Genomic DNA, 19,671 nt, shown 5'->3' on the forward strand with positions numbered 1-19,671 from the left:
AATACCGGCTCTACAGCCGGTATTTTTTTATAAGGAGAGGTATGCGGATAATCACTGTGGTGATCATGGCGATGCTGCTTAGCGGATGCGGCAGCATTATCAGTCGTACTCTTCCGGGGCAGGGACATGGAAACCAGTACTACCCCGGCGTCCAGTGGGACGTGCGCGACTCAAAGTGGCGCTACCTCACCGTGCTGGATCTCCCTTTCTCGCTGGTCTTTGACACGCTTCTGCTACCTATTGATGCGCATCACGGTCCCTACGAGTAATTAACGCTCGTCCCACTCGTCCGCTGCGGTGCGACCCTCTTCGGTATCCAGCGGCGGTTGAAGCTGGTATTCACCCTCATCCCACTCGTGAAGGGTATTCTCCTCCAGCCACTCCTGACGTAGCTCGATCTCATCGAAGTCACCGTCGAAAACGCTCTGTGCGGCTTCGCCGGTCAACAATGGCAGACACTCCCCGTCTTCGCCCTCATCGGCAAAAAATTCCACCTGCCACATGATCTCGCCATCCTGTAGCACATACTTCTGCATATTAAACTGCTGAATATTGGCGCTCTCTTCGTCCAGCTCCGGACTGTTGGCCAAAAACTCTTCACGAGCAGCATCAATGGCTTCTTCCAGCGTGGCGTACATGGTCATTGGTTTCTCCCTGTGAAATTGACATGTTGTTCAGGGAAAGAATAGTTGAATCTGAGATTTTACAAGAATGATTGCGGAAAATAATTCACGGGCGGGCGAGAGGATGAGTAGGCCGGACAGGGCGTTATGCCGCCATCCGGCGTTTCGGGACGCAATACTCAGTAACGGGACGGCACGCCCTCGGGACGGGTTTTAAAGCGGCGGTGCAGCCACATGTACTGCTCCGGGGCCATCAGAATGCACTTCTCGACAACCTTATTCATCCAGGCGGCGGTGGTTTCAGCATCGTCCAGCGGCGGTGACAGCTCGGGATCCAGCATCACCAGCTCGTAGCCTTTGCCGTCGGCTTTGCGGCGTGGAACAAAGGGAACCAGCGCTGCGCCTGAGAGACGCGAGAGCATCCAGGTTCCCGAGGTAGTAGCCGCCTGGTCGACGGCAAACAGCGGCACAAAGACGCTGGCACGCGGGCCGTAGTCATGGTCCGGCGCGTACCAGACGACTTCACCGTTCTTCAGCGCCTTCACCATGCCTTTCAGATCCTTGCGATCGAGCATGCTTTTATTGGAGCGTAGGCGTCCCCATGTTTGCAGCCAGTCGATCACCGGATTGTCGTTGGGGCGATAAACGCCAATGCCCGGCGTCTGCATCCCGAACATGCGTGCGCCCAGCTCCAGGGTTAAAAAGTGCACGCCAATCAGCAAAATACCGCGCTTTTGCCGCTGTAGCTCGTATACAGGTTCAAAATTGATGACCTCCATCCAGCGGGCAAGACGCTTATCTGACCAGAACCAGGCCATGCCGGTCTCCAGCAGGCCCATGCCGGTGGATTCAAAGTTCTTTACCGCCAGGGCATGACGCTCATTGGCGCTCATCTCAGGAAAGCACAGTTCAAGGTTGCGTATAGCAACGTGCGCCCGGCGCTTCATAAAACGCATGGCCAGCCGGCCAAGACCCGAGCCCAGGCGGTAGAGGAGCGGGTAGGGAAGCTGGACGATAAGCCATAAAATCCCTATGCCGAACCACGTCAGCCAGTAACGAGGGTGCAGCAACGCTGCTGAAAATTGGGGTAAATGCGTTTGGTCTTTCCTGTTATCCAACGCCTGTTCTCCTTTTTAATCATTCTGGTGTGCAAATGTAACGTAAACGCCAGGGATGTAAATTAACAGTAATTGCTTTATGATGCTGCCCGATTTTCATTCATCATTCACCGATCGCAGGAAACGTACACCATGCCAGTGTTACACAACCGCATTTCGAATGAGGAGCTGAAGGCGCGTATGCTTGCCGAAACCGAGCCGCGCATCACTGTCTCATTCTATCAATACTTTACCATTATCGATCCTCAGACCACTCGCGATGCATTATACAAGGCATTGACCGCCCTGAACGTTTTTGGTCGCATCTATCTGGCCCATGAAGGGATTAATGCACAAATAAGCGTCCCGGAGAGCCAGTTCGAGGCTCTGCGCGCCTGCCTTTACGCCTTCGATCCGGCACTGGACGGCCTGCGTCTGAACGTTGCTCTGGATGACGATGGTAAATCATTCTGGGTATTGCGCATGAAAGTCCGCGATCGCATCGTCGCCGACGGTATCGACGATCCGACCTTTGATGCCAGCGACGTCGGTGATTACCTGAAGGCCGCAGAGGTCAATGCCATGCTGGACGATCCCGATGCGATCTTTATCGATATGCGTAACCACTATGAGTATGAAGTGGGGCACTTCGAGCGGGCGCTGGAGATCCCGGCGGACACCTTCCGCGAGCAGCTGCCGAAGGCGGTCGACATGATGCAGGAGCATAAAGATAAAAAGATCGTTATGTACTGCACCGGCGGCATTCGCTGCGAGAAGGCCAGCGCGTGGATGAAGCACAACGGCTTCAATAAGGTGTGGCATATCGAAGGCGGGATTATTGAGTATGCGCGCCGGGCGCGGGAGCAGGGTCTGCCGGTACGCTTTATCGGTAAAAACTTTGTTTTTGACGAGCGGATGGGAGAGCGCATCTCTGAAGATGTGATTGCCCACTGCCACCAGTGCGGGACGCCGTGCGACAGCCATACCAACTGCCTGAACGACGGCTGCCATCTGCTGTTCATTCAGTGCCCGTCATGCGCGGAGAAGTATAAAGGCTGCTGTAGCGAGCTGTGCCAGACGGAGCGTGAGCTGCCGGAAGAGGAGCAGCGCCGCCGCCGGGCGGGGCGTGAGAATGGGAATAAGATCTTCAATAAATCCCGCGGTCGCCTGAATACCAAATTAGGCATTCCGGACCCGGAGTAAGGGGGCAACCCTGCCGGGGCGATCCCGGCAGGGGCTCTGCAAGGCGGCGCTATTTCTGGCGCACGCCCTCAACGGAGATAATCAGATCCACTTCCTGCGCTGCCGGACCCAGATCGGTATTGATGTTGAAGTCCTTCAGCTTGATTTTGCCTTCGGCTTCAAAGCCCGCGCGTACGCCGCCCCACGGATCGTCACCCTGGCCAATCAGCTTCGCTTCGAGGGTAACCGGCTTGGTCACGCCGTTAAGGGTCAGGTTACCGGTAATATCCAGCTCGTCGCCATCTTTCTTAACCCCGGTAGAGGCGAAGGTCGCTTGCGGGAACTTCGCTACGTTGAGGAAGTCCGCGCTGCGCAGGTGTTTATCGCGCTCGGCGTGGTTGGTATCGACGCTGTTGGTGTTGATAGTGACGTTGACCTTATCCGCAGCAGGGTTCTGTTCGTCAAAGGTAAATGTCCCGTTGAAGTCCTTAAAGGTACCGTACAGCCAGCTGTAACCAAGGTGCTGGATACGGAAGTTAACGAAGGCGTGCTGGCCCTCTTTATCGATTTTGTAATCGGCGGCCACGGCAGAGCCGGTGGTGAACAGCAGCGCGCCGAAGGTTAATGCCAGCAGGTTTTTCTTCATCTTATGCTCCAGAGTCAGGGGACGATTTACCCAGCATACGTTTGAGGGTGTCGTCTTTATCAATAAAATGGTGTTTAAGGGCAGCCAAGGCGTGCAGCACGGAGAGGATCACCACGCTCCATGCCAGCCACAGATGTAAAGTACCCGCGAGATCGGCCTGCGCACCGGCGTCGGTCAGCGTCGCCGGGATCTCAAACAGACCAAACACGCTAATGGCTTGACCGTCAGCGGTAGAGATCAGATAGCCGCTGATCACAATGGCGAACAGCAGGGCGTAGAGAATGATGTGTGCGCCAATGGCGGCAGCATGAGTCAGACGAGAGTAAGAGGCTAATGCTTTCGGTGGCGGAGAAACATGACGCCAGATCAGGCGAACCACCAGGCCCATCATTAGCAGTACGCCGATGCTTTTATGCAGCTCCGGGGCCTGATGATACCAGCCATCATAATAGCTCAGCGTAACCATCCACAGGCCAAGGGCAAACATGCCGTAAACCACAATGGCAACCAACCAGTGTAACGCAATAGAGACCGCACCATAGCGGCGAGCAGAATTACGCAGTTGCATAGAGTTAACCATACTCAAATATAAAGTTAACTTAAAATGGCCTGCAAAAAATATTAATGCAACTTAAAAATAACAAAAAGGGAGGCTATTTAATTTTGTTCAGTTTTTTTGCTATAATTTACCTGATGACCTTCAATGATTTCGTTTCACATTGAAAAAAATGAGCCTATTACTGAGCTTGCAGGCTGATTAGCCTGCTTACTTTCATTCAAAAAAACTGCGCTAAAATTAGGTTTTATTAAAGTAATGTCAACTTTTGTCAATATTACCTATCCGGCATAGAGTATATAAATAAAATCAATTAAGGCCAGCAGCAACCAGAAGGCAATATAGGCCATCAAATGTTCACGGACGTTTTCTGTGAGGTAAGTAAATAGCCGGCGCATTATATCTCCAGGGATAATTAAGCGTGTACAGGCCCGCGAGGGGCCTTTTGCTTATCCTGCCATGAAACGTCGTAATGAAAAGGGGGTTAAGTCAAACGCTGGCGTTTTACCTGCGGCAAAGTCAGCGACAATCTCGCCCAGTACCGACGCAAACTTAAACCCATGTCCGCTGAGGCCGGTGATAACCATCGTGCTGATGCTGTCCGGCAGCGTATCGATGATAAAGTCCTCATCTGGCGAATTATCATAGGTACAGGCGGCACCATACAGGCAGCCGCCGATGCCGGGAAGGCACTGGCGAAGGAACGGGAAGCACTCTGAGCCGTCAGTGGCGACGCGGCCAAAGGGCAGGCGCTCGTCTTCACTGCTGATAGGCTGGCCGCCGTTATGCCTGCCAATCTTAAGCGCATCGTCTTCTGCCGGAAAACCATAGTACTGGTCACCGTTAGCCAGCTCGCCGGTAAAGGCCGGAAAGTTGTTTTTACTGCTGTAGCGGCCATCGGCCTGATACCAGGCAAATACCTTACGCACCGGCTGAATGGGCAGGGCAGGTAGCAACTGCTTAACCCAGGTTCCGGCACTGACCAGCAGCTTCGTACCCTGATACTCGCCGTCAGCCGTCTCAATGGTCACGCCATCATCATGGTGATGGATCGCCGTCACCGGACAGTTAAACAGCTGTGCACAGCCCGCTTCCCGGGCGAGGCGGATCCAGGTTTTTATCGCCAGCTCGCTCTTCAGCACGCCAGAGTTGGCTTCGAACAGGGCGATGTAGTCGTCCGGCACGCGAAATTCAGGCCAGCGTGCCATCAGCGCGGCAGCGTCGAGTTGCTCAACGTTAAGGTTGAACTGCTGCGCGCTCTGCGCAACGTTGCGCAGAAAATCAGAGTCAGCGGGCCCCAGGTTAACTACGCCGCTGCGGATAAACACCTCTTCGCCGCTTTCAGCTGCCAGCTCTTCCCACAGCGCCTGCGCTCTGAGCACCAGCGGAACATACCTTTCGCCTTCGCCGTAGGCGTGGCGGATCAGCCGCGTATCGCCATGATGGCTACCCTGCTGGTGGGGCGGCATATGGGCATCGGTCATCAGCACCTTCAACCCGGCGCGGGTAGCATAATAGCCCGCCGCCGCGCCGACTGAACCGCTGCCGATAATAATTAGATCGTATTTCATTAGGCTCTCCAGGCAAAAACGCGTGCTCAGGAGAGTAATTAACCCGCCGACGTTATACAAGCCAGAAATAAATAAGGCACCCTATGGGTGCCTGTTGGTTGAAAAATGAGCATTCACTAATGCCGCTTGTACTCGTTTTCCTGGTAGTCGCCAGATTCAATTTTGGCAATGCCGGCTTCTAGAATCGATATAAATTGACGAGCAACGTCGGTCGTTAACCACAGAGTCTGTCCGACCTCGGTGTCATCACGGTCGGCGTGATTTGGGGTCTGGTAGTGCAGGCGCAGCATCAGCGCATCGTAACTATCTACGGTGCTGATGTCCCACCCTACGAGCGGATGGGTTTGAATGACTTCATTATTTTTTACCATTTTAACCCCCTAAATGCGTGTGTAGAGACAACGACTCTTGAGGTTCAATGCGTGATTATTGAAGCAACTTAAGTATATCAATAATTAAGCAGATTGCGCCAATAAAAAAATGGGGGACAGTTTTTCTGAACTTTCTTAGAATTTTTTGAACAAGAAAAGGGCTGATTAGGGCTTATTTATTACGGAGATAAGCGGCACCATCAGAATAATGCCTAAAAATGAAAAAAAGCCGGGGCGACCCGGCAAAAGCACAATAGGGAAACAACCATTAATCCTGCGTAAACCAGTCGTCCGCGCTCTCCCAGGTTTGCTGGAGGATCTCGCTAACGCGTTCTTTATCACCTTTGGCACCGCCGAGAACAGAGAGGTTGTTGGCGGCTGCATAGCGGACGGACACCTTGCTTTCGGTATCGGGATAGTCGCTCTGCAGACGGCGGGAGAGTTCGCTTGCCAGCGCGTCAATCGCGCCCGGCGGTAAGGGTGTTGTTTTAGCGATAGTCACTTCGATACGCATGATTGCCCCCTGAGTAATGTACTGTATTTTTATACAGTATAGACGCAGAACTTACAACAGGGAGCAAACTCTTTTTTAGCGACGGATCCGCCAGTTAACGCGCTCGCCCGCCAGGAAAGGGATCAGCGTATCGTCAGTGAGGGTGATGCTTTCCGGCACCTGCTCCTCTTCGCGGACCAGCTCTACGTAACCCTCGTTCACCGGCAGGCCGTAGAAGCGCGGACCGTTAAGCGAACAGAAGCCTTCAAAATGCGCCAGCGCGTTCATCTCTTCAAAGACGGTGGCATAGCTGGCCAGCGCCGTCGGGGCGTTGAAGCAGCCTGCACAGCCGCAGCTGGTCTCTTTACGCAGGCGCGCATGCGGGGCGGAGTCAGTACCAAGGAAGGCTCGCTCGAAGCCGCTGGCGACCAGCTCGCGCAGCGCCTGCTGGTGAACGTTACGCTTGAGGATCGGCAGACAGTAAAGATGCGGGCGTACGCCGCCCACCAGCATATGGTTACGGTTAAACATCAGATGCTGCGGGGTGATGGTGGCCGCCAGCAGCTCATTGCCCTCGCGTACATAGTCGGCTGCATCTTTCGTCGTGATGTGCTCAAACACCACCTTCAGCGCCGGCAGGCGCTGGCGCAGCGGCTCCATCACCGTCTCAATAAAGCGCGCCTCGCGATCGAAGATGTCGATCTCGGCGTGGGTCACTTCGCCGTGCACCAGTAGCGGCATACCCAGCGTCTGCATTCGCTCCAACACCGGCATGATAGCGTCAATGCTGGTCACCCCATGGCTGGAGTTGGTGGTGGCGTTGGCCGGATAGAGCTTGGCTGCGGTAAAGACCCCTTCGCGGAAGCCGCGCTCGACCTCGTTGGGATCCAGCGAGTCGGTAAGGTAACAGGTCATCAGCGGGGTAAAATCGTGGCCGGCAGGAACGGCGGCAAGAATACGCTGGCGGTAGGCGATGGCGGCCTCGACGGTGGTCACCGGCGGAGCCAGGTTTGGCATCACGATAGCGCGGCCATAGGTTTCACTGGTATAGGGCACCACAGTCTTCAACATATCGCCGTCGCGCAGATGTACGTGCCAGTCGTCAGGGCGGCGAATTTTTAAAACCTGGGGTTGTGCTGTCATGGTAGTGCTCCGGCTAAAGTGAAGTCAGTAATGGCTGGTTTTATGCCGGGCACTAAGCATAGGCGTAAACGTTTTCGTTTGCACCTCTTTCCTGACCGAGGTGCAAAAATTACGGTGCGCCTACGGGTCAGTTAACAAAGGGAATAACAATTTCACCCGCTTTAATCTCCAGCCCTTTGGCATACTTTTTCGCCAGCGCTTCGCCCTTGCTGCTGTCTTCGCTCAAGACGTAGGCAGGCTGCTGGTTAAAGTAGTTTTGCAGGGTCTGGTTCAGGTAAGGGATCAGGGTCTGCACCACCGGCTGCATTTTCTGCGGCATTACCGAGGCGTCTACCACCTCCATCTGCTGGAGAAAGATTGCCCCTTTCTCTTTATTAAAGACCGGGAGCGCCTTGAGCTTCAGCTTAACAGTGGCCTGCTGGCTGCCGAACAGAGAGTTAAGATCCAGCCCGGCATCGCCGGAGAGCGTAACTTTGCCCGGATCTTCGCGCCCGATGGCGCTGACCAGGTTATTTAGCACGATATGCGCATCCGCCACGCCTGGCAGGCCAATATCGCGGGAAAAATTATTGTGCTTTTGCAGCGCCTGGTTGATCTCCTGCTCGCTGACGGTGTACTGGGTGAGCTGGTTACAACCTGCCAGCAGGCCGCCTGCGACAAGGGCTGCGGCAAATAAAATCTTCTTCATGGGATCCCTCAAAAGCCATCCATTTATGCCATCGTGACATAAAGCAGCCTGGCGCACCAGCGGGAGGCGTAACAGCAGAAAAGGCTGAAAGCGGTGGCGGAAACCTGCGCTTCCGCCGTACCAGAGGTTAAATTGCGATAGATGAGAGGAGGTTAATTTGCGTCTGCTTGGCCATATTGTCGCGATAGTCGGCGACGCGGGTGGGCCAGACAATACCTGGCACAATCGTCAGGTTACGCAGCAGCGGGAAGAGGTGGATATCATCCTCAGAGAGTTCACCGTTAACCGCGTTGGGCTGGACAATATGCTTATCCAGATCGCGCAGGTCATCGCTGATTTTTTTCACCAGCCCCGGCGTATGGGCAAGATGCTCGCTAAAGTTGCCGATAGCCGCCTCTTTTTTCTTGGTGAAGTAAGCGCGCGCTTCCGGCGTCGCAAACTCATCAAACGGCGCTTTGGCAAAGCGTGGGATCAGCAGGCGATTGGTGTACTCGTTGACCTTGCGCAGCCACGCCTCAATGGCTGGCTTACGTGCGCCGGTCAGCAGCGGCGCGCCGTCGAGTTGGTCAACGTACTTCACAATGTCCAGGCTCTCGGCCATGTAGCGGCTGTCATCTTTTTGCAGGATTGGGGCCATCTTCTGGCCAATCATACGGGTGGGCGTGGCTTCATCATCGTTGAGCAACACGTTAAGTTCGACCGGCAGATTTTTCAGGCCGAAGATCATGCGGGCTTTCAGGCAGTACGGGCAGTGGTCGTAAATATAGAGCTTCACGTTTCCCCTCCAGGTGATGGTTGTCCGTAACCATCAGTATGGAAGAGAAAAAAGCGCCTTTCAAATCAGGCCTCCGGTTCGAGCACCCCAGGCCGGGGATGCCGGGGGCTGAACTGCCACCACAGCGCAAAGAGCGTTATCAGGCCAATCGCCGACAGCATCATCCACGGCAGCTCGGGCTGGCTGAAGGCTTTTCCGGCGTCGAACAGCCAGCCACCCCCCGCGTAGCCAAGGAATCCCCCGAAGGCGAGACCCAGGCGGCTAAAGCCCATATAGCTGCCCCGTGCCCGGGCGTCCGCCAGCTCGGCGCTCAGCGTTTCCCGCGCCGGTTCGGCAATAATCGAGCCGATATAAAACGTGCAAATTAATGTAAAGAGCTGTTGTAGCGAGCTCACCATGCCAATCGGCAGCAGGCTGAAGGTCATAAACAGCAGGCCAGCCATCAGGCGCTGCTCAAGGCGAAAGCGTTTTTCGCTCCAGCGGGCGAGCGGGTAGAGCAGGGTCAGCGACAGGCTTGCCTCAATGGCATACATCCACTTCACCGCTGCGGGGGAGCCAGCGATGTCGTTCACCATGATCGGCAGCATCAGCATCACCTGCACGGCCAGCATGTAGTAGCCGGTTAAGGTAAGAACGTAAGTCACGAAGCGTTTGTCGCCCATTACCCGGCTAAGCCCCTCCCGCACCGGGGTTTTCACCGTCGAGAGCCGCCACGCTGGCAGCAGCCAGGCGTTGAAGGCGGCGCAGAGGACAAAGATCACCGCGCCGGTGGCGCACACGAGGCGGAAATCGTACTGCAGCAGCCAGCTGCCAAGCAGGGCACCGATCACCGCCCCGGCGCTGTCCTGCATCATCAGCAGCGAGAAGAAACGTCCGCGCAGGTGCGGACGGATCAGCTTAACCACCAGCGCCGAGCGCGGCGGATCGAACAGCGTGCCGCCGAGGCCGGAGAGGATGCACGAGCTCCAGAGCAGCCACGGCTCCTGCGCCACGGCCATGGTGGCAAACCCGGCAGCCCGCAGCAGCATGCCGGTGACGATCATCGGCTTAGCACCAAAGCGGTCGGCGATAGCACCGCCGAAGATCCCCAGCCCCTGCTGAATAAGCTGACGCAGGCCGAGGGCAATCCCCACCATCAGGGCGGCCCAGCCGAGCTGATCCACAAAACGAATAGAAATAAGCGGGAAGACAACGAAAAAGCCCAGCACAACCAGCATATTATCGATGAGCAGGAAATATTTACCCAGGCGCCTGGCCTGCGATACGCGGGACATCTCCCCTCCTGGGAATGTCAAAATAGTTACCCTGCTATTTTGCGTGGTTGTTGGCCATTTTCCCACCGCTGCGGCGACAATATTTTTTTCTCAAAGCAACGCTTTGATTGATGCTCTTTATCGTAATAGTGGCCTGGCGCAGGTATAGTTATTCGCAGGGGTAACAAGACGTTTTGACAGGAGTGGTGATGAATGTTCGGCTATCGTAACAACGTTCCAAAAGTGCGCTTGACGACGGACCGGCTGGTGGTGCGTTTAGTGCATGAGCGCGATGCATGGCGTTTAGCAGACTACTACGCAGAGAACCGCCAGTTTTTAAAGCCCTGGGAGCCCATCCGCGATGAGAGCCACTGCTATCCGTCCGGCTGGCAGGCGCGCCTGAGTATGATTAACGAATTTCACAAGCAGGGAAGCGCCTTCTATTTTGCGCTGTTCGATCCCGATGAAAAAGAGATCATGGGCGTCGCCAACTTCTCTAACGTCGTGCGCGGCTCGTTTCACGCCTGCTACCTGGGCTACTCAATCGGGCAGAAGTGGCAGGGGCAGGGGCTGATGTTTGAGGCGCTGACCGCCGCGATCCGCTATATGCAGCGCACCCAGCATATCCACCGCATTATGGCCAACTACATGCCGCATAATCAGCGCAGCGGCGGCCTGCTGGCACGGCTGGGTTTTGAAAAAGAGGGCTATGCCAAAGCCTATCTGCTGATCGACGGTGAGTGGCGCGATCATGTCCTGACGGCGCTGACCACTCAGGAGTGGACCGCTGGCCGCAACTAAGGAAAGAAGAAAATGAAAATCCTGTTAAGCCCCGCCGAAGCGCGGATTATTGGCTGCCTGCTGGAGAAGCAGGTGACGACGCCCGAGCAGTATCCCCTCTCTCTGAATGCAGTGGTCAGCGCCTGCAACCAGAAAACCAACCGTGAACCCGTTATGTCTCTCAGCGACGCCGAGGTGCAGGATCTCCTCGACACGCTGGTCAAGCGCCACTTTCTGCGCAACGTCAGCGGCTTCGGCAACCGGGTCACGAAATACGAGCAGCGCTTTTGTAATTCCGAGTTTGGTAACCTCAAGCTCAGCAGCGGCGAGATGGCGCTCATCACCACGCTGCTGCTGCGCGGCGCGCAGACCCCTGGCGAGCTACGGATGCGGGCGGCAAGAATGCATGAGTTTGCCGACGTGCCGGAGGTCGAAAAGACCTTAGAGGTGCTGGCGGTGCGGGAGGATGGGCCCTTTGTGGTTCGCCTGCCGCGCGAGCCGGGCAAACGTGAAAGCCGCTACATGCACCTGTTTAGCGGCGAGGCGGCTCCGGAAGCCACCTCCATAGAGCGCGACGCGCCACAGCCAGAGGATCTCGCGGCGCGGGTGGCAGCGCTGGAGGGCGAGGTCGCCGAACTGAAGCAGCGTCTCGATTCGCTGCTGGCACACCTGGGAGATTAACCATGACACAGTTACGCATAGGCGTAGTGGGGCTGGGCGGAATTGCTCAGAAGGCCTGGCTGCCGGTGCTGGGCGCGGCCACCGACTGGACGTTGCAGGCGGCCTGGTCGCCGTCGCGGGAGAAGGCGTTAGAGATCTGCCAGCGCTGGCGGATGCCCTACGCCGGATCGCTGCCGGAACTGGCCGCTCAGTGCGATGCCGTGTTCGTTCACACCTCTACGGCCTCGCATTACGCGGTGGTAAGCGAACTTTTAAATGCCGGGGTCCACGTCTGCGTCGATAAGCCGCTGGCGGAGAACCTTGCCGATGCCGAGCGGCTGGTGGCGCTGGCCGCGCGTAAAAAGCTGATCCTGATGGTCGGCTTCAACCGTCGCTTTGCACCTCTGTATCGTGACCTGAAAACCCGCCTCGCCAGCGGAGCCTCGCTGCGCATGGATAAGCACCGGAGCGACAGCGTCGGGCCGCACGATCTGCGCTTTACGCTGCTGGACGACTACCTGCACGTAGTGGACACCGCCCTGTGGCTGGCGGGAGGCGAAGGCCAGCTTAACGGCGGCACGCTGCTGACCAACGACGAGGGGGCGATGATCTACGCCGAGCACCACTTTAGCCATGACGCCCTGCAAATCACCACCAGCATGCATCGCCGGGCGGGCAGCCAGCGCGAGTGGGTGCAGGCGGTGACCGACGGCGGCCTGTATGACGTGACCGACATGCGCGAGTGGCGGGAAGAGCAGGGCAGCGGCATTACGCTGCGTCCTATTCCTGGGTGGCAAAGCACCCTGGAGCAGCGCGGCTTCGTGGGCTGCGCCCAGCACTTCATCTCCTGTGTGAAAAATCAGACTGCGCCTGAAACCTCCGGCGAGCAGGCGGTGCTGGCCCAGCGCATCATCGACAGGCTCTGGCGCGAGGCGATGGTCGAATAACTCGCTGTAGTATCTGGTAATAGTTTCTGGATGTAGTATTTCATCGCAATCCAGGTAGACTAAGCGCTTCTTCTAACGCCTGCTATGCAGGCGTTTTGCCGCAGGGTTCGGATTAATACGGTAATGAATTTATTAAAATCGCTGGCTGCGGTCAGCTCGATGACTCTCTTTTCCCGCGTGCTGGGCTTTGCCCGCGATGCCATCGTGGCGCGGGTATTTGGCGCAGGCCTGGCAACCGACGCCTTTTTTGTCGCGTTCAAGCTTCCCAACCTGCTGCGCCGTATTTTTGCGGAAGGCGCGTTTTCCCAGGCGTTTGTGCCCATTCTGGCCGAGTACAAAAGCAAGCAGGGCGAAGATGCGACCCGCGTCTTTGTCGCCTATGTCTCCGGTCTGCTGACGCTGGTGCTAGCGATCGTGACCATTGCCGGGATGCTGGCCGCACCCTGGGTGATCATGGTCACCGCGCCGGGCTTTGCCGATACCGCCGACAAGTTTGCGCTCACCACCCAGCTGCTGAAGATCACCTTTCCCTACATTCTGCTAATTTCACTGGCCTCGCTGGTGGGGGCGATCCTTAACACCTGGAACCGCTTCTCGGTGCCAGCCTTTGCACCAACCCTTTTAAACGTCAGCATGATTGGCTTTGCGCTCTTTGCCGCGCCGCTGTTTCATCCGCCGGTGCTGGCGCTGGCCTGGGCGGTTACCGTTGGGGGCGTGCTGCAACTTTTTTACCAGCTGCCGCACCTCAAAAAGATCGGCATGCTGGTGCTGCCGCGCATCAGCCTACGTGATGAAGGGTCGCTCCGCGTAGTTAAGCAGATGGGGCCAGCGATCCTTGGCGTCTCGGTCAGCCAGATCTCGCTGATCATCAACACCATTTTCGCCTCGTTTCTCGCCTCAGGCTCGGTATCGTGGATGTACTACGCCGACCGCCTGATGGAGTTCCCCTCTGGCATCCTGGGCGTCGCGCTGGGCACGATCCTGCTGCCATCGCTCTCCCGCAGCTTTGCCAGCGGCAACCAGGACGAGTACTGCCGCCTGATGGACTGGGGCCTGCGCCTCTGCTTCCTGCTGGCGCTGCCGAGCGCCGTGGCGCTGGGGATCCTCGCCAAACCGCTGACGGTTTCGCTGTTCCAGTACGGCAAATTCACCGCCACCGACGCGCTGATGACTCAGAGGGCGCTGGTAGCCTACTCCGTGGGACTGATGGGGCTGATTGTGGTGAAGGTGCTGGCGCCGGGCTTCTACTCGCGGCAGGACATCAAAACCCCGGTCAAGATCGCTATCGTCACGCTGATTATGACCCAGCTAATGAACCTGGCCTTTATCGGCCCGCTCAAACATGCCGGACTGGCGCTGTCCATTGGCCTGGCGGCGTGCCTTAACGCCAGCCTGCTCTACTGGCAGCTGCGCAAGCAGAAAATCTTTACCCCGCAGCCGGGCTGGCAGCGTTTTCTGCTGCGTTTGGTTATTGCCGTTGTGGTGATGGCCGCCGCGCTGCTGGGCGTGCTCTCGGTGATGCCGGAGTGGTCGCAGGGCACCATGGCCTGGCGACTGCTGCGTCTGATGGCGGTGGTAGCAGTGGGAGGCATTGCCTACTTCGCCACGCTGGCGCTGCTGGGCTTTAAGGTGAAGGAGTTTGCTCGCCGGACGGCATAAAACAGAACAGGCCTGGGCAGCGCTGCCCGGGCCTGTGCGGTGCGAGATCAGATGGAGATTTTCTTGCCGCCGCGGTGGGAAGCCGAGGTCTGGCCATTCGCGCCGTAGAGGGCGGGCTCCTGATGCGGTTTTAGCACCTCCAGCGCCTGCCTGTTGCGCTGGATCTGATCTTCCAGCAGCCAGCCGTTGTGCTGGTTAAGCTCGCGCAGGTGCTGCGTTTTTTTCGTGATAGTCAGCCAGCGGCCAGCGATATCATCATTTGCGCTCTGCTGCATATTCTGTTCGGCACGACGCTGCTGTTCAAGATAGTCCAGCGTGGCGAGCAACGAACTCTTCTCTTCGGTAATACGCTGTAGCGCGCTGCCGTTAATCTGGCCCGCAGAAAGATGTTGTTGCTCAGCATCCATCACGCCTTTCAGCGCGTTCAGGATAACTGTCATTTGATCAAGAACTTCTGACAGTTTGCTCATACGCTCACTTACTCTGTAGGAAACTCTGCGCTTCGCTAATCAGGGCGTCGGCAATTTTGCCGGTATCCATTTTCAGCTCGCCGTTGCGGATCGCGGTTTTCAGGGCTTCCACGCGCTCCATATTGATATCTTCACTGCCCGCCTGGGTCAGCTTGGTCTGCGCATTGCTAATGGTGACGCTGGTACTGTTCGCAGTAGCGGATTTTTCCAGACGCGCTTTTGGGGTCTGAGTATCGTGAGTTTCGCGCGGTTGGACAGTGCTAACCGACTTTAAAGGCGATGTACGATCAATGCTCATAGTGTTGTCCTCATCGAGGGTTCGCGGCCGTTGTGGCTTGCCATCATCATATATTGCTTAATTATCGGCAGGTGCCGCAAATTCTTTAAAAAGATTACAGGTTAATAAGAATATTCCCATCAGGCGCTACCGTTCCGCTGACCACCTGACCTGAGGTCATGCGCACGCGGGCATTTTGCGCCACCGAGGCGTTGTTCAGCGCCTGGCCTTCACCGTTTACGCTAAAGCCGTCGCCGCTGGCGATCACCTGCACCCGCTGACCGGCTTTAACCCGCCACGACTGGCGTAGCATTGAAAGTTGAATCGCCTGACCTGGGGCCAGATCGCGCAGGCTAACCGCATCCTGGGCCTGGTTAATATCCAGCATGGTGCGCGGCGGGAGCCGATCCAGACGGCCACGCTTGAGGGTCACGCTACCCGGTTCAAGCGTGCTGCCGCGGGTAATCGCCTGGGCCGCCACCACGTAGTTGCCGGTCGCCTCTACCGTAACTTGCAAATAGCGTTTCTCATTGGCGCACTGGGCCAGCACGTTAACGTTGCCCCACAGTTTGGCGTTACCCGCGACGCTCAGCGCCGGTTGTTCGCAGGCAGGCAGCAGGTTAGCCGGTGTGCGCACGGTGACGGCGACCTCATCGCTAAAGCCTGCCAGCCGCTGGGCAAAAAAGGTGGTCAGCTGGGCGGTGAGATCCTGTGCGGCTGCAAAGGGGCTGATAAACAGCAACAGGGCGGCGCAGAGGCTTTTCACACTGTGCATGGCGAACTCCTGCCTGGATGAGAAAGTGAGAGGATTTTACCCGGAGTGCAAATCTATCAACGCAATAAATAGCGACGCATTTTGCGTTTATTCCAACGATAAGGCGTGCCCTCTGACCTTTAAGCTGTCATCTGTCAATTTCTCATCAGCGTAATAGTCATCAGCGGGGGAGACATGCTCGATAAACTCGATGCCGCGCTACGATTTCAGCAAGAAGCATTAAACCTGCGCGCGCAGCGCCAGGAAGTTCTGGCTGCCAATATTGCCAACGCCGATACCCCGGGGTATCAGGCGCGCGATATGGATTTTGCCAGTGAACTTAAAAAAGTGATGGAGCGCGGCCGGGCCGAAAGCAGCGGGGTATCGCTGGCACTGACTTCCGCTCGCCATATTCCTGCCCAGACCATCGCCGCACCGTCTACTGAACTGCTCTATCGCATTCCCGATCAGCCATCGCTGGACGGTAACACCGTCGATATGGACCGGGAGCGTACCCAGTTTGCCGATAACAGCCTGCAATACCAGACCGGGCTGAGCGTTCTGGGTGGACAGATCAAAGGCATGATGAGCGTGCTGCAGGGGGGGAATTAATAGATGGCATTACTGAACATTTTTGATATCGCCGGATCGGCGCTGACTGCTCAGTCACAGCGACTGAACGTGGCGGCCAGTAACCTGGCGAACGCCGACAGCGTCACCGGTCCCGACGGCCAGCCTTATCGCGCCAAGCAGGTGGTGTTTCAGGTGAATGCGGCTCCGGGCGCAGCCACCGGCGGCGTTAAGGTTGCCAACGTTATTGAGAGCCAGGCCCCGGAAAAACTGGTCTTTGAGCCAGGCAATCCGCTTGCCGATGCCAAAGGTTACGTACGGATGCCCAACGTAGACGTCGTCGGTGAGATGGTTAACTCCATGTCCGCTTCACGCAGCTACCAGGCAAACGTGGAAGTACTTAACACCGTGAAGAGCATGATGCTGAAAACGCTCACGCTTGGCTCGTAAAGGAGAGTCGCATGTCTATCGCTGTAAATCTCAACGACACAACCAGCAGCACTACCGCCACATCGAAAACGACCAGCGCGACCTCCGGCAGTAGCGCAACGGATCTGCAGAGCAGCTTCTTAACGCTGCTGGTGGCCCAGCTCAAAAACCAGGATCCCACCAATCCGATGGAGAACAACGAGCTGACCACTCAGCTGGCGCAGATCAACACCGTGAGCGGCATTGAGAAGCTCAATACCACCCTCGGCGCGATCTCTGGTCAGATTGACAACAGCCAGTCGCTGCAGGCGAGCACGCTGATCGGCCACGGGGTAATGATCCCGGGCACCACCGTACTGGCAGGCAGCGAAACCACGACGCCGTTTGGCGTTGAGTTGACCCAGCCGGCAGATAAAGTCACCGCGACCATTACCGATAAAAATGGCCTTGTGGTACGCACTATTGATATTGGCGGCTTGAGCGCGGGAGTTCACACCTTTAGCTGGGACGGCAAGATGACCGACGGCACCGCCGCACCGGACAGCGCCTACACCGTTTCTATCAGCGCCAGCAACGGCTCTACCCAACTGGTCGCTCAGCCGCTGCAGTTTGCGCTGGTGCAGGGCGTCACCAAAAGCAGCACCGGTAACACCTTAGATTTGGGTACCTACGGTACCACCACCCTCGACGAAGTACGGCAGATTATATAAGCCTTTACACTTATCAGGAGTAAGTCATGGCCTTCTCACAAGCGGTCAGCGGCCTGAATGCTGCGGCCACCAACCTCGATGTCATTGGTAACAACATTGCCAACTCCGCCACCTATGGCTTTAAATCTGGCACCGCGTCCTTCGCCGATATGTTTGCCGGTTCTAAAGTCGGTCTCGGCGTGAAGGTAGCGGGCATTACCCAGGACTTCACCGACGGCACGACCACCAACACCGGTCGCGGCCTGGACGTCGCCATCAGCCAGAACGGTTTCTTCCGTCTGGTCGACAGCAACGGTTCGGTATTCTACAGCCGTAACGGTCAGTTCAAGCTGGACGAAAACCGTAACATCGTTAACATGCAGGGTCTGCAGCTGACCGGCTTCCCGGCCTCCGGCACCCCGCCGACCATTCAGCAGGGCGCAAACCCGACGGCGATCTCTATCCCGAACACGCTGATGGCGGCGAAAACCACCGACACCGCGGCGATGCAGATCAACCTGAACTCCACCGATGCAGCGCCGACCGTGGCCTTCGATCCGACCAACGCCGACAGCTACAACAAAAAAGGCTCGGTAACCGTTTTCGATAGCCAGGGTAACTCTCACGACATGAACGTCTACTTCGTGAAGAGCACGGCCAGCAACACCTGGAACGTTTACACCCAGGACAGCAGCGTGGCAAACAGCGCCGCAACGCTCTCCACTACCCTGGGCTTCAGCAACACCGGTGCGCTGACCTCCGGCGGCACCGCCAGCGTGACGACGGCGACGATCCCGGGCGCGACCCCGGCGACCTTTAGCCTGAGCTTCCTGAACTCCATGCAGCAGAACACCGGCGCGAACAACATCGTGGCCACTAACCAGAACGGCTACAAGCCGGGTGACCTGGTGAGCTACCAGATCAACGACGACGGCACCGTAGTGGGTAACTACTCTAACGAGCAGAACCAGCTGCTGGGCCAGATCGTGCTGGCTAACTTCGCGAACAACGAAGGCCTGGCCTCTGAAGGCGACAACGTCTGGACGGCAACCCAGTCCTCTGGCGTGGCGCTGCTGGGCACCGCAGGCAGCGGTAACTTCGGTACCCTGACCAATGGCGCACTGGAAGCATCCAACACCGATCTGAGTAAAGAGCTGGTCAACATGATCGTCGCGCAGCGTAACTATCAGTCAAACGCGCAGACCATCAAAACCCAGGATCAGATCCTTAACACCCTGGTTAACCTGCGCTAAGCGCCTGACGGGACGGCTTTATGGATCACGCAATATATACCGCGATGGGCGCGGCCAGCCAGACGCTCAACCAGCAGGCGGTTACGGCCAGCAACCTCGCGAACGCCTCTACGCCGGGCTTCCGTGCGCAGCTCAATGCGCTGCGCGCCGTACCGGTAGAGGGCCTGTCGCTGCCTACTCGTACGCTGGTCGCGGCGTCTACCCCCGGCGCGGATATGACCCAGGGCCAGATGGACTACACCTCCCGCCCGCTGGACGTTGCCCTGCAACAGGATGGCTGGCTGGCGGTGCAGACCCCGGACGGCACCGAGGGCTATACCCGCAACGGTAATATGCAGGTGAGCCCGACGGGGCAGCTGACCATCCAGGGTAACCCGGTGATGGGCGACGCGGGTCCGATTGCCGTCCCGGAAGGAGCGGAGATCACCATTGCGGCGGACGGCACCGTCTCGGCGTTAACTCCCGGCGATCCGCCGAATACGGTATCACCCATTGGCAAGCTGAAGCTGGTCAAGGCGACCGGGGCTGAAGTGGTGCGTGGCGATGACGGCATGTTCCGTCTCAGCCAGGCCGCTCAGGCGACCCGAGGCGCTACCCTACAGGCCGATCCCACCATCCGCGTGATGTCGGGCGTGCTGGAGGGGAGCAACGTGAAGCCGGTTGCCGCGATGACCGATATGATCGCCAGCGCACGTCGCTTTGAGATGCAGATGAAGGTCATCAGCAGCGTTGATGAAAACGAGCAGCGTGCTAACTCACTGCTGTCGATGAGCTAATACAGGACT

The 19,671-nt window shown here is 57.1% G+C and carries 26 protein-coding genes; 11 read left to right on the plus strand and 15 right to left on the minus strand.

What is annotated here, in order from left to right; translation table 11 throughout:
• Window positions 1–41: 41 nt before the first annotated feature.
• A complete protein-coding gene (locus FN633_RS05440) occupies window positions 42–269 on the plus strand; it encodes a YceK/YidQ family lipoprotein (protein ID WP_154057009.1) in 228 nt (75 codons plus the stop codon).
• On the opposite strand, the gene FN633_RS05445 is transcribed toward FN633_RS05440, so the two are convergent.
• Window positions 270–644, minus strand: coding sequence for a MysB family protein (locus FN633_RS05445; protein WP_042392686.1), 375 nt, complete (start codon window positions 642–644; stop codon window positions 270–272).
• A gap of 158 nt (window positions 645–802) precedes the next feature.
• Window positions 803–1,741 (minus strand): Kdo(2)-lipid IV(A) acyltransferase, encoded by a 939-nt coding sequence (locus tag FN633_RS05450; RefSeq protein ID WP_154057010.1) that lies wholly within the window; start codon window positions 1,739–1,741, stop codon window positions 803–805.
• 132 nt (window positions 1,742–1,873) lie between these two features.
• Here FN633_RS05450 and trhO point away from each other — a divergent pair, with 132 nt between their 5' ends.
• Window positions 1,874–2,923 carry an oxygen-dependent tRNA uridine(34) hydroxylase TrhO gene (gene trhO / locus FN633_RS05455; RefSeq protein WP_154057011.1) on the plus strand — a complete coding sequence of 350 codons (1,050 nt, stop codon included), beginning with the start codon at window positions 1,874–1,876 and terminating at the stop codon, window positions 2,921–2,923.
• Window positions 2,924–2,972: 49 nt separating this feature from the next.
• Here the strand turns inward: trhO and FN633_RS05460 are convergent, their stop codons facing one another.
• From FN633_RS05460 to mdtH, 10 genes are all read right to left on the minus strand, one after another.
• Entirely contained in the window at window positions 2,973–3,548 is a 576-nt protein-coding gene (locus FN633_RS05460) for a YceI family protein (RefSeq protein WP_154057012.1), read from the minus strand.
• A gap of 1 nt (window position 3,549) precedes the next feature.
• On the minus strand, window positions 3,550–4,116 hold the full coding sequence (locus FN633_RS05465) for a cytochrome b (RefSeq protein WP_154057013.1): 567 nt from the start codon (window positions 4,114–4,116) through the stop codon (window positions 3,550–3,552).
• A 269-nt stretch (window positions 4,117–4,385) separates the two neighbouring features.
• Window positions 4,386–4,502 carry a YceO family protein gene (locus tag FN633_RS05470; protein ID WP_154057014.1) on the minus strand — a complete coding sequence of 39 codons (117 nt, stop codon included), beginning with the start codon at window positions 4,500–4,502 and terminating at the stop codon, window positions 4,386–4,388.
• Between the two features lie 51 nt (window positions 4,503–4,553).
• Window positions 4,554–5,675: an N-methyl-L-tryptophan oxidase gene (solA, locus tag FN633_RS05475; RefSeq protein WP_154057015.1), complete on the minus strand. Its 1,122-nt coding sequence runs from the start codon at window positions 5,673–5,675 to the stop codon at window positions 4,554–4,556.
• A 116-nt stretch (window positions 5,676–5,791) separates the two neighbouring features.
• The gene (gene bssS / locus FN633_RS05480) at window positions 5,792–6,046 is read right to left on the minus strand and encodes a biofilm formation regulator BssS (RefSeq protein WP_042392696.1); all 255 of its coding nucleotides are present in this window, start codon (window positions 6,044–6,046) and stop codon (window positions 5,792–5,794) included.
• 268 nt (window positions 6,047–6,314) lie between these two features.
• Window positions 6,315–6,560 carry a DNA damage-inducible protein I gene (gene dinI, locus FN633_RS05485; protein WP_154057016.1) on the minus strand — a complete coding sequence of 82 codons (246 nt, stop codon included), beginning with the start codon at window positions 6,558–6,560 and terminating at the stop codon, window positions 6,315–6,317.
• A gap of 75 nt (window positions 6,561–6,635) precedes the next feature.
• On the minus strand, window positions 6,636–7,682 hold the full coding sequence (gene pyrC, locus FN633_RS05490) for a dihydroorotase (protein ID WP_154057017.1): 1,047 nt from the start codon (window positions 7,680–7,682) through the stop codon (window positions 6,636–6,638).
• 127 nt (window positions 7,683–7,809) lie between these two features.
• On the minus strand, window positions 7,810–8,370 hold the full coding sequence (locus FN633_RS05495) for a lipoprotein (RefSeq protein WP_154057018.1): 561 nt from the start codon (window positions 8,368–8,370) through the stop codon (window positions 7,810–7,812).
• Window positions 8,371–8,497: 127 nt separating this feature from the next.
• Window positions 8,498–9,145, minus strand: a complete 648-nt coding sequence (grxB, locus tag FN633_RS05500; RefSeq protein ID WP_154057019.1) for a glutaredoxin 2 — start codon at window positions 9,143–9,145, stop codon at window positions 8,498–8,500.
• 65 nt (window positions 9,146–9,210) lie between these two features.
• The gene (gene mdtH, locus FN633_RS05505; RefSeq protein WP_154057020.1) at window positions 9,211–10,419 is read right to left on the minus strand and encodes a multidrug efflux MFS transporter MdtH; all 1,209 of its coding nucleotides are present in this window, start codon (window positions 10,417–10,419) and stop codon (window positions 9,211–9,213) included.
• A gap of 192 nt (window positions 10,420–10,611) precedes the next feature.
• Between mdtH and rimJ the strand changes: the two genes are divergently transcribed.
• The 4 genes from rimJ (at window position 10,612) to murJ (ending at window position 14,444) form a co-directional block, all read left to right on the plus strand.
• Window positions 10,612–11,199 (plus strand): ribosomal protein S5-alanine N-acetyltransferase, encoded by a 588-nt coding sequence (gene rimJ / locus FN633_RS05510; RefSeq protein ID WP_042392708.1) that lies wholly within the window; start codon window positions 10,612–10,614, stop codon window positions 11,197–11,199.
• Window positions 11,200–11,211: 12 nt separating this feature from the next.
• A complete protein-coding gene (locus FN633_RS05515; protein WP_154057021.1) occupies window positions 11,212–11,859 on the plus strand; it encodes a YceH family protein in 648 nt (215 codons plus the stop codon).
• 2 nt (window positions 11,860–11,861) lie between these two features.
• Window positions 11,862–12,785, plus strand: coding sequence for a Gfo/Idh/MocA family protein (locus FN633_RS05520; protein ID WP_154057022.1), 924 nt, complete (start codon window positions 11,862–11,864; stop codon window positions 12,783–12,785).
• Between the two features lie 123 nt (window positions 12,786–12,908).
• On the plus strand, window positions 12,909–14,444 hold the full coding sequence (murJ, locus tag FN633_RS05525) for a murein biosynthesis integral membrane protein MurJ (protein ID WP_154057023.1): 1,536 nt from the start codon (window positions 12,909–12,911) through the stop codon (window positions 14,442–14,444).
• A 47-nt stretch (window positions 14,445–14,491) separates the two neighbouring features.
• Here murJ and flgN read toward each other — a convergent pair whose 3' ends face one another.
• The 3 genes from flgN to flgA form a co-directional block, all read right to left on the minus strand.
• Window positions 14,492–14,914, minus strand: a complete 423-nt coding sequence (gene flgN / locus FN633_RS05530; protein ID WP_154057024.1) for a flagella biosynthesis chaperone FlgN — start codon at window positions 14,912–14,914, stop codon at window positions 14,492–14,494.
• Between the two features lie 4 nt (window positions 14,915–14,918).
• Window positions 14,919–15,212, minus strand: a complete 294-nt coding sequence (gene flgM, locus FN633_RS05535) for a flagellar biosynthesis anti-sigma factor FlgM (RefSeq protein WP_042392719.1) — start codon at window positions 15,210–15,212, stop codon at window positions 14,919–14,921.
• A gap of 94 nt (window positions 15,213–15,306) precedes the next feature.
• Window positions 15,307–15,966 (minus strand): flagellar basal body P-ring formation chaperone FlgA, encoded by a 660-nt coding sequence (flgA, locus tag FN633_RS05540; RefSeq protein ID WP_154057025.1) that lies wholly within the window; start codon window positions 15,964–15,966, stop codon window positions 15,307–15,309.
• Window positions 15,967–16,140: 174 nt separating this feature from the next.
• Between flgA and flgB the strand changes: the two genes are divergently transcribed.
• From flgB to FN633_RS05565, 5 genes are read left to right on the plus strand one after another with little or no spacing between them, the layout of a single operon-like run.
• Complete coding sequence (flgB, locus tag FN633_RS05545; protein ID WP_042392724.1) at window positions 16,141–16,557, plus strand: flagellar basal body rod protein FlgB; 417 nt, start codon at window positions 16,141–16,143, stop codon at window positions 16,555–16,557.
• Window positions 16,558–16,560: 3 nt separating this feature from the next.
• On the plus strand, window positions 16,561–16,965 hold the full coding sequence (gene flgC / locus FN633_RS05550) for a flagellar basal body rod protein FlgC (RefSeq protein ID WP_042392725.1): 405 nt from the start codon (window positions 16,561–16,563) through the stop codon (window positions 16,963–16,965).
• Between the two features lie 11 nt (window positions 16,966–16,976).
• Window positions 16,977–17,654 carry a flagellar hook assembly protein FlgD gene (flgD, locus tag FN633_RS05555; RefSeq protein ID WP_042392727.1) on the plus strand — a complete coding sequence of 226 codons (678 nt, stop codon included), beginning with the start codon at window positions 16,977–16,979 and terminating at the stop codon, window positions 17,652–17,654.
• Between the two features lie 26 nt (window positions 17,655–17,680).
• Window positions 17,681–18,886, plus strand: a complete 1,206-nt coding sequence (gene flgE / locus FN633_RS05560; protein ID WP_154057026.1) for a flagellar hook protein FlgE — start codon at window positions 17,681–17,683, stop codon at window positions 18,884–18,886.
• Between the two features lie 20 nt (window positions 18,887–18,906).
• Entirely contained in the window at window positions 18,907–19,662 is a 756-nt protein-coding gene (locus FN633_RS05565) for a flagellar basal body rod protein FlgF (protein WP_042392731.1), read from the plus strand.
• The last annotated feature ends 9 nt before the right edge of the window (window positions 19,663–19,671 follow it).

Source organism: Pseudescherichia vulneris (genome assembly GCF_902164725.1).
Classification (GTDB): Bacteria; Pseudomonadota; Gammaproteobacteria; order Enterobacterales; family Enterobacteriaceae; genus Pseudescherichia; species Pseudescherichia vulneris.

Coding starts and splice junctions, on each gene's coding strand:
- FN633_RS05440 (WP_154057009.1), top strand. CDS start 42: ATGCGGATAATCACTGTGGTGATCATGGCGATGCTGCTTAGCGGATGC.
- FN633_RS05445 (WP_042392686.1), bottom strand. CDS start 644: ATGACCATGTACGCCACGCTGGAAGAAGCCATTGATGCTGCTCGTGAA.
- trhO (WP_154057011.1), top strand. CDS start 1,874: ATGCCAGTGTTACACAACCGCATTTCGAATGAGGAGCTGAAGGCGCGT.
- FN633_RS05460 (WP_154057012.1), bottom strand. CDS start 3,548: ATGAAGAAAAACCTGCTGGCATTAACCTTCGGCGCGCTGCTGTTCACC.
- FN633_RS05465 (WP_154057013.1), bottom strand. CDS start 4,116: ATGCAACTGCGTAATTCTGCTCGCCGCTATGGTGCGGTCTCTATTGCG.
- FN633_RS05470 (WP_154057014.1), bottom strand. CDS start 4,502: ATGCGCCGGCTATTTACTTACCTCACAGAAAACGTCCGTGAACATTTG.
- solA (WP_154057015.1), bottom strand. CDS start 5,675: ATGAAATACGATCTAATTATTATCGGCAGCGGTTCAGTCGGCGCGGCG.
- bssS (WP_042392696.1), bottom strand. CDS start 6,046: ATGGTAAAAAATAATGAAGTCATTCAAACCCATCCGCTCGTAGGGTGG.
- dinI (WP_154057016.1), bottom strand. CDS start 6,560: ATGCGTATCGAAGTGACTATCGCTAAAACAACACCCTTACCGCCGGGC.
- pyrC (WP_154057017.1), bottom strand. CDS start 7,682: ATGACAGCACAACCCCAGGTTTTAAAAATTCGCCGCCCTGACGACTGG.
- FN633_RS05495 (WP_154057018.1), bottom strand. CDS start 8,370: ATGAAGAAGATTTTATTTGCCGCAGCCCTTGTCGCAGGCGGCCTGCTG.
- mdtH (WP_154057020.1), bottom strand. CDS start 10,419: ATGTCCCGCGTATCGCAGGCCAGGCGCCTGGGTAAATATTTCCTGCTC.
- rimJ (WP_042392708.1), top strand. CDS start 10,612: ATGTTCGGCTATCGTAACAACGTTCCAAAAGTGCGCTTGACGACGGAC.
- FN633_RS05515 (WP_154057021.1), top strand. CDS start 11,212: ATGAAAATCCTGTTAAGCCCCGCCGAAGCGCGGATTATTGGCTGCCTG.
- FN633_RS05520 (WP_154057022.1), top strand. CDS start 11,862: ATGACACAGTTACGCATAGGCGTAGTGGGGCTGGGCGGAATTGCTCAG.
- murJ (WP_154057023.1), top strand. CDS start 12,909: ATGAATTTATTAAAATCGCTGGCTGCGGTCAGCTCGATGACTCTCTTT.
- flgN (WP_154057024.1), bottom strand. CDS start 14,914: ATGAGCAAACTGTCAGAAGTTCTTGATCAAATGACAGTTATCCTGAAC.
- flgM (WP_042392719.1), bottom strand. CDS start 15,212: ATGAGCATTGATCGTACATCGCCTTTAAAGTCGGTTAGCACTGTCCAA.
- flgA (WP_154057025.1), bottom strand. CDS start 15,966: ATGCACAGTGTGAAAAGCCTCTGCGCCGCCCTGTTGCTGTTTATCAGC.
- flgB (WP_042392724.1), top strand. CDS start 16,141: ATGCTCGATAAACTCGATGCCGCGCTACGATTTCAGCAAGAAGCATTA.
- flgC (WP_042392725.1), top strand. CDS start 16,561: ATGGCATTACTGAACATTTTTGATATCGCCGGATCGGCGCTGACTGCT.
- flgD (WP_042392727.1), top strand. CDS start 16,977: ATGTCTATCGCTGTAAATCTCAACGACACAACCAGCAGCACTACCGCC.
- flgE (WP_154057026.1), top strand. CDS start 17,681: ATGGCCTTCTCACAAGCGGTCAGCGGCCTGAATGCTGCGGCCACCAAC.
- FN633_RS05565 (WP_042392731.1), top strand. CDS start 18,907: ATGGATCACGCAATATATACCGCGATGGGCGCGGCCAGCCAGACGCTC.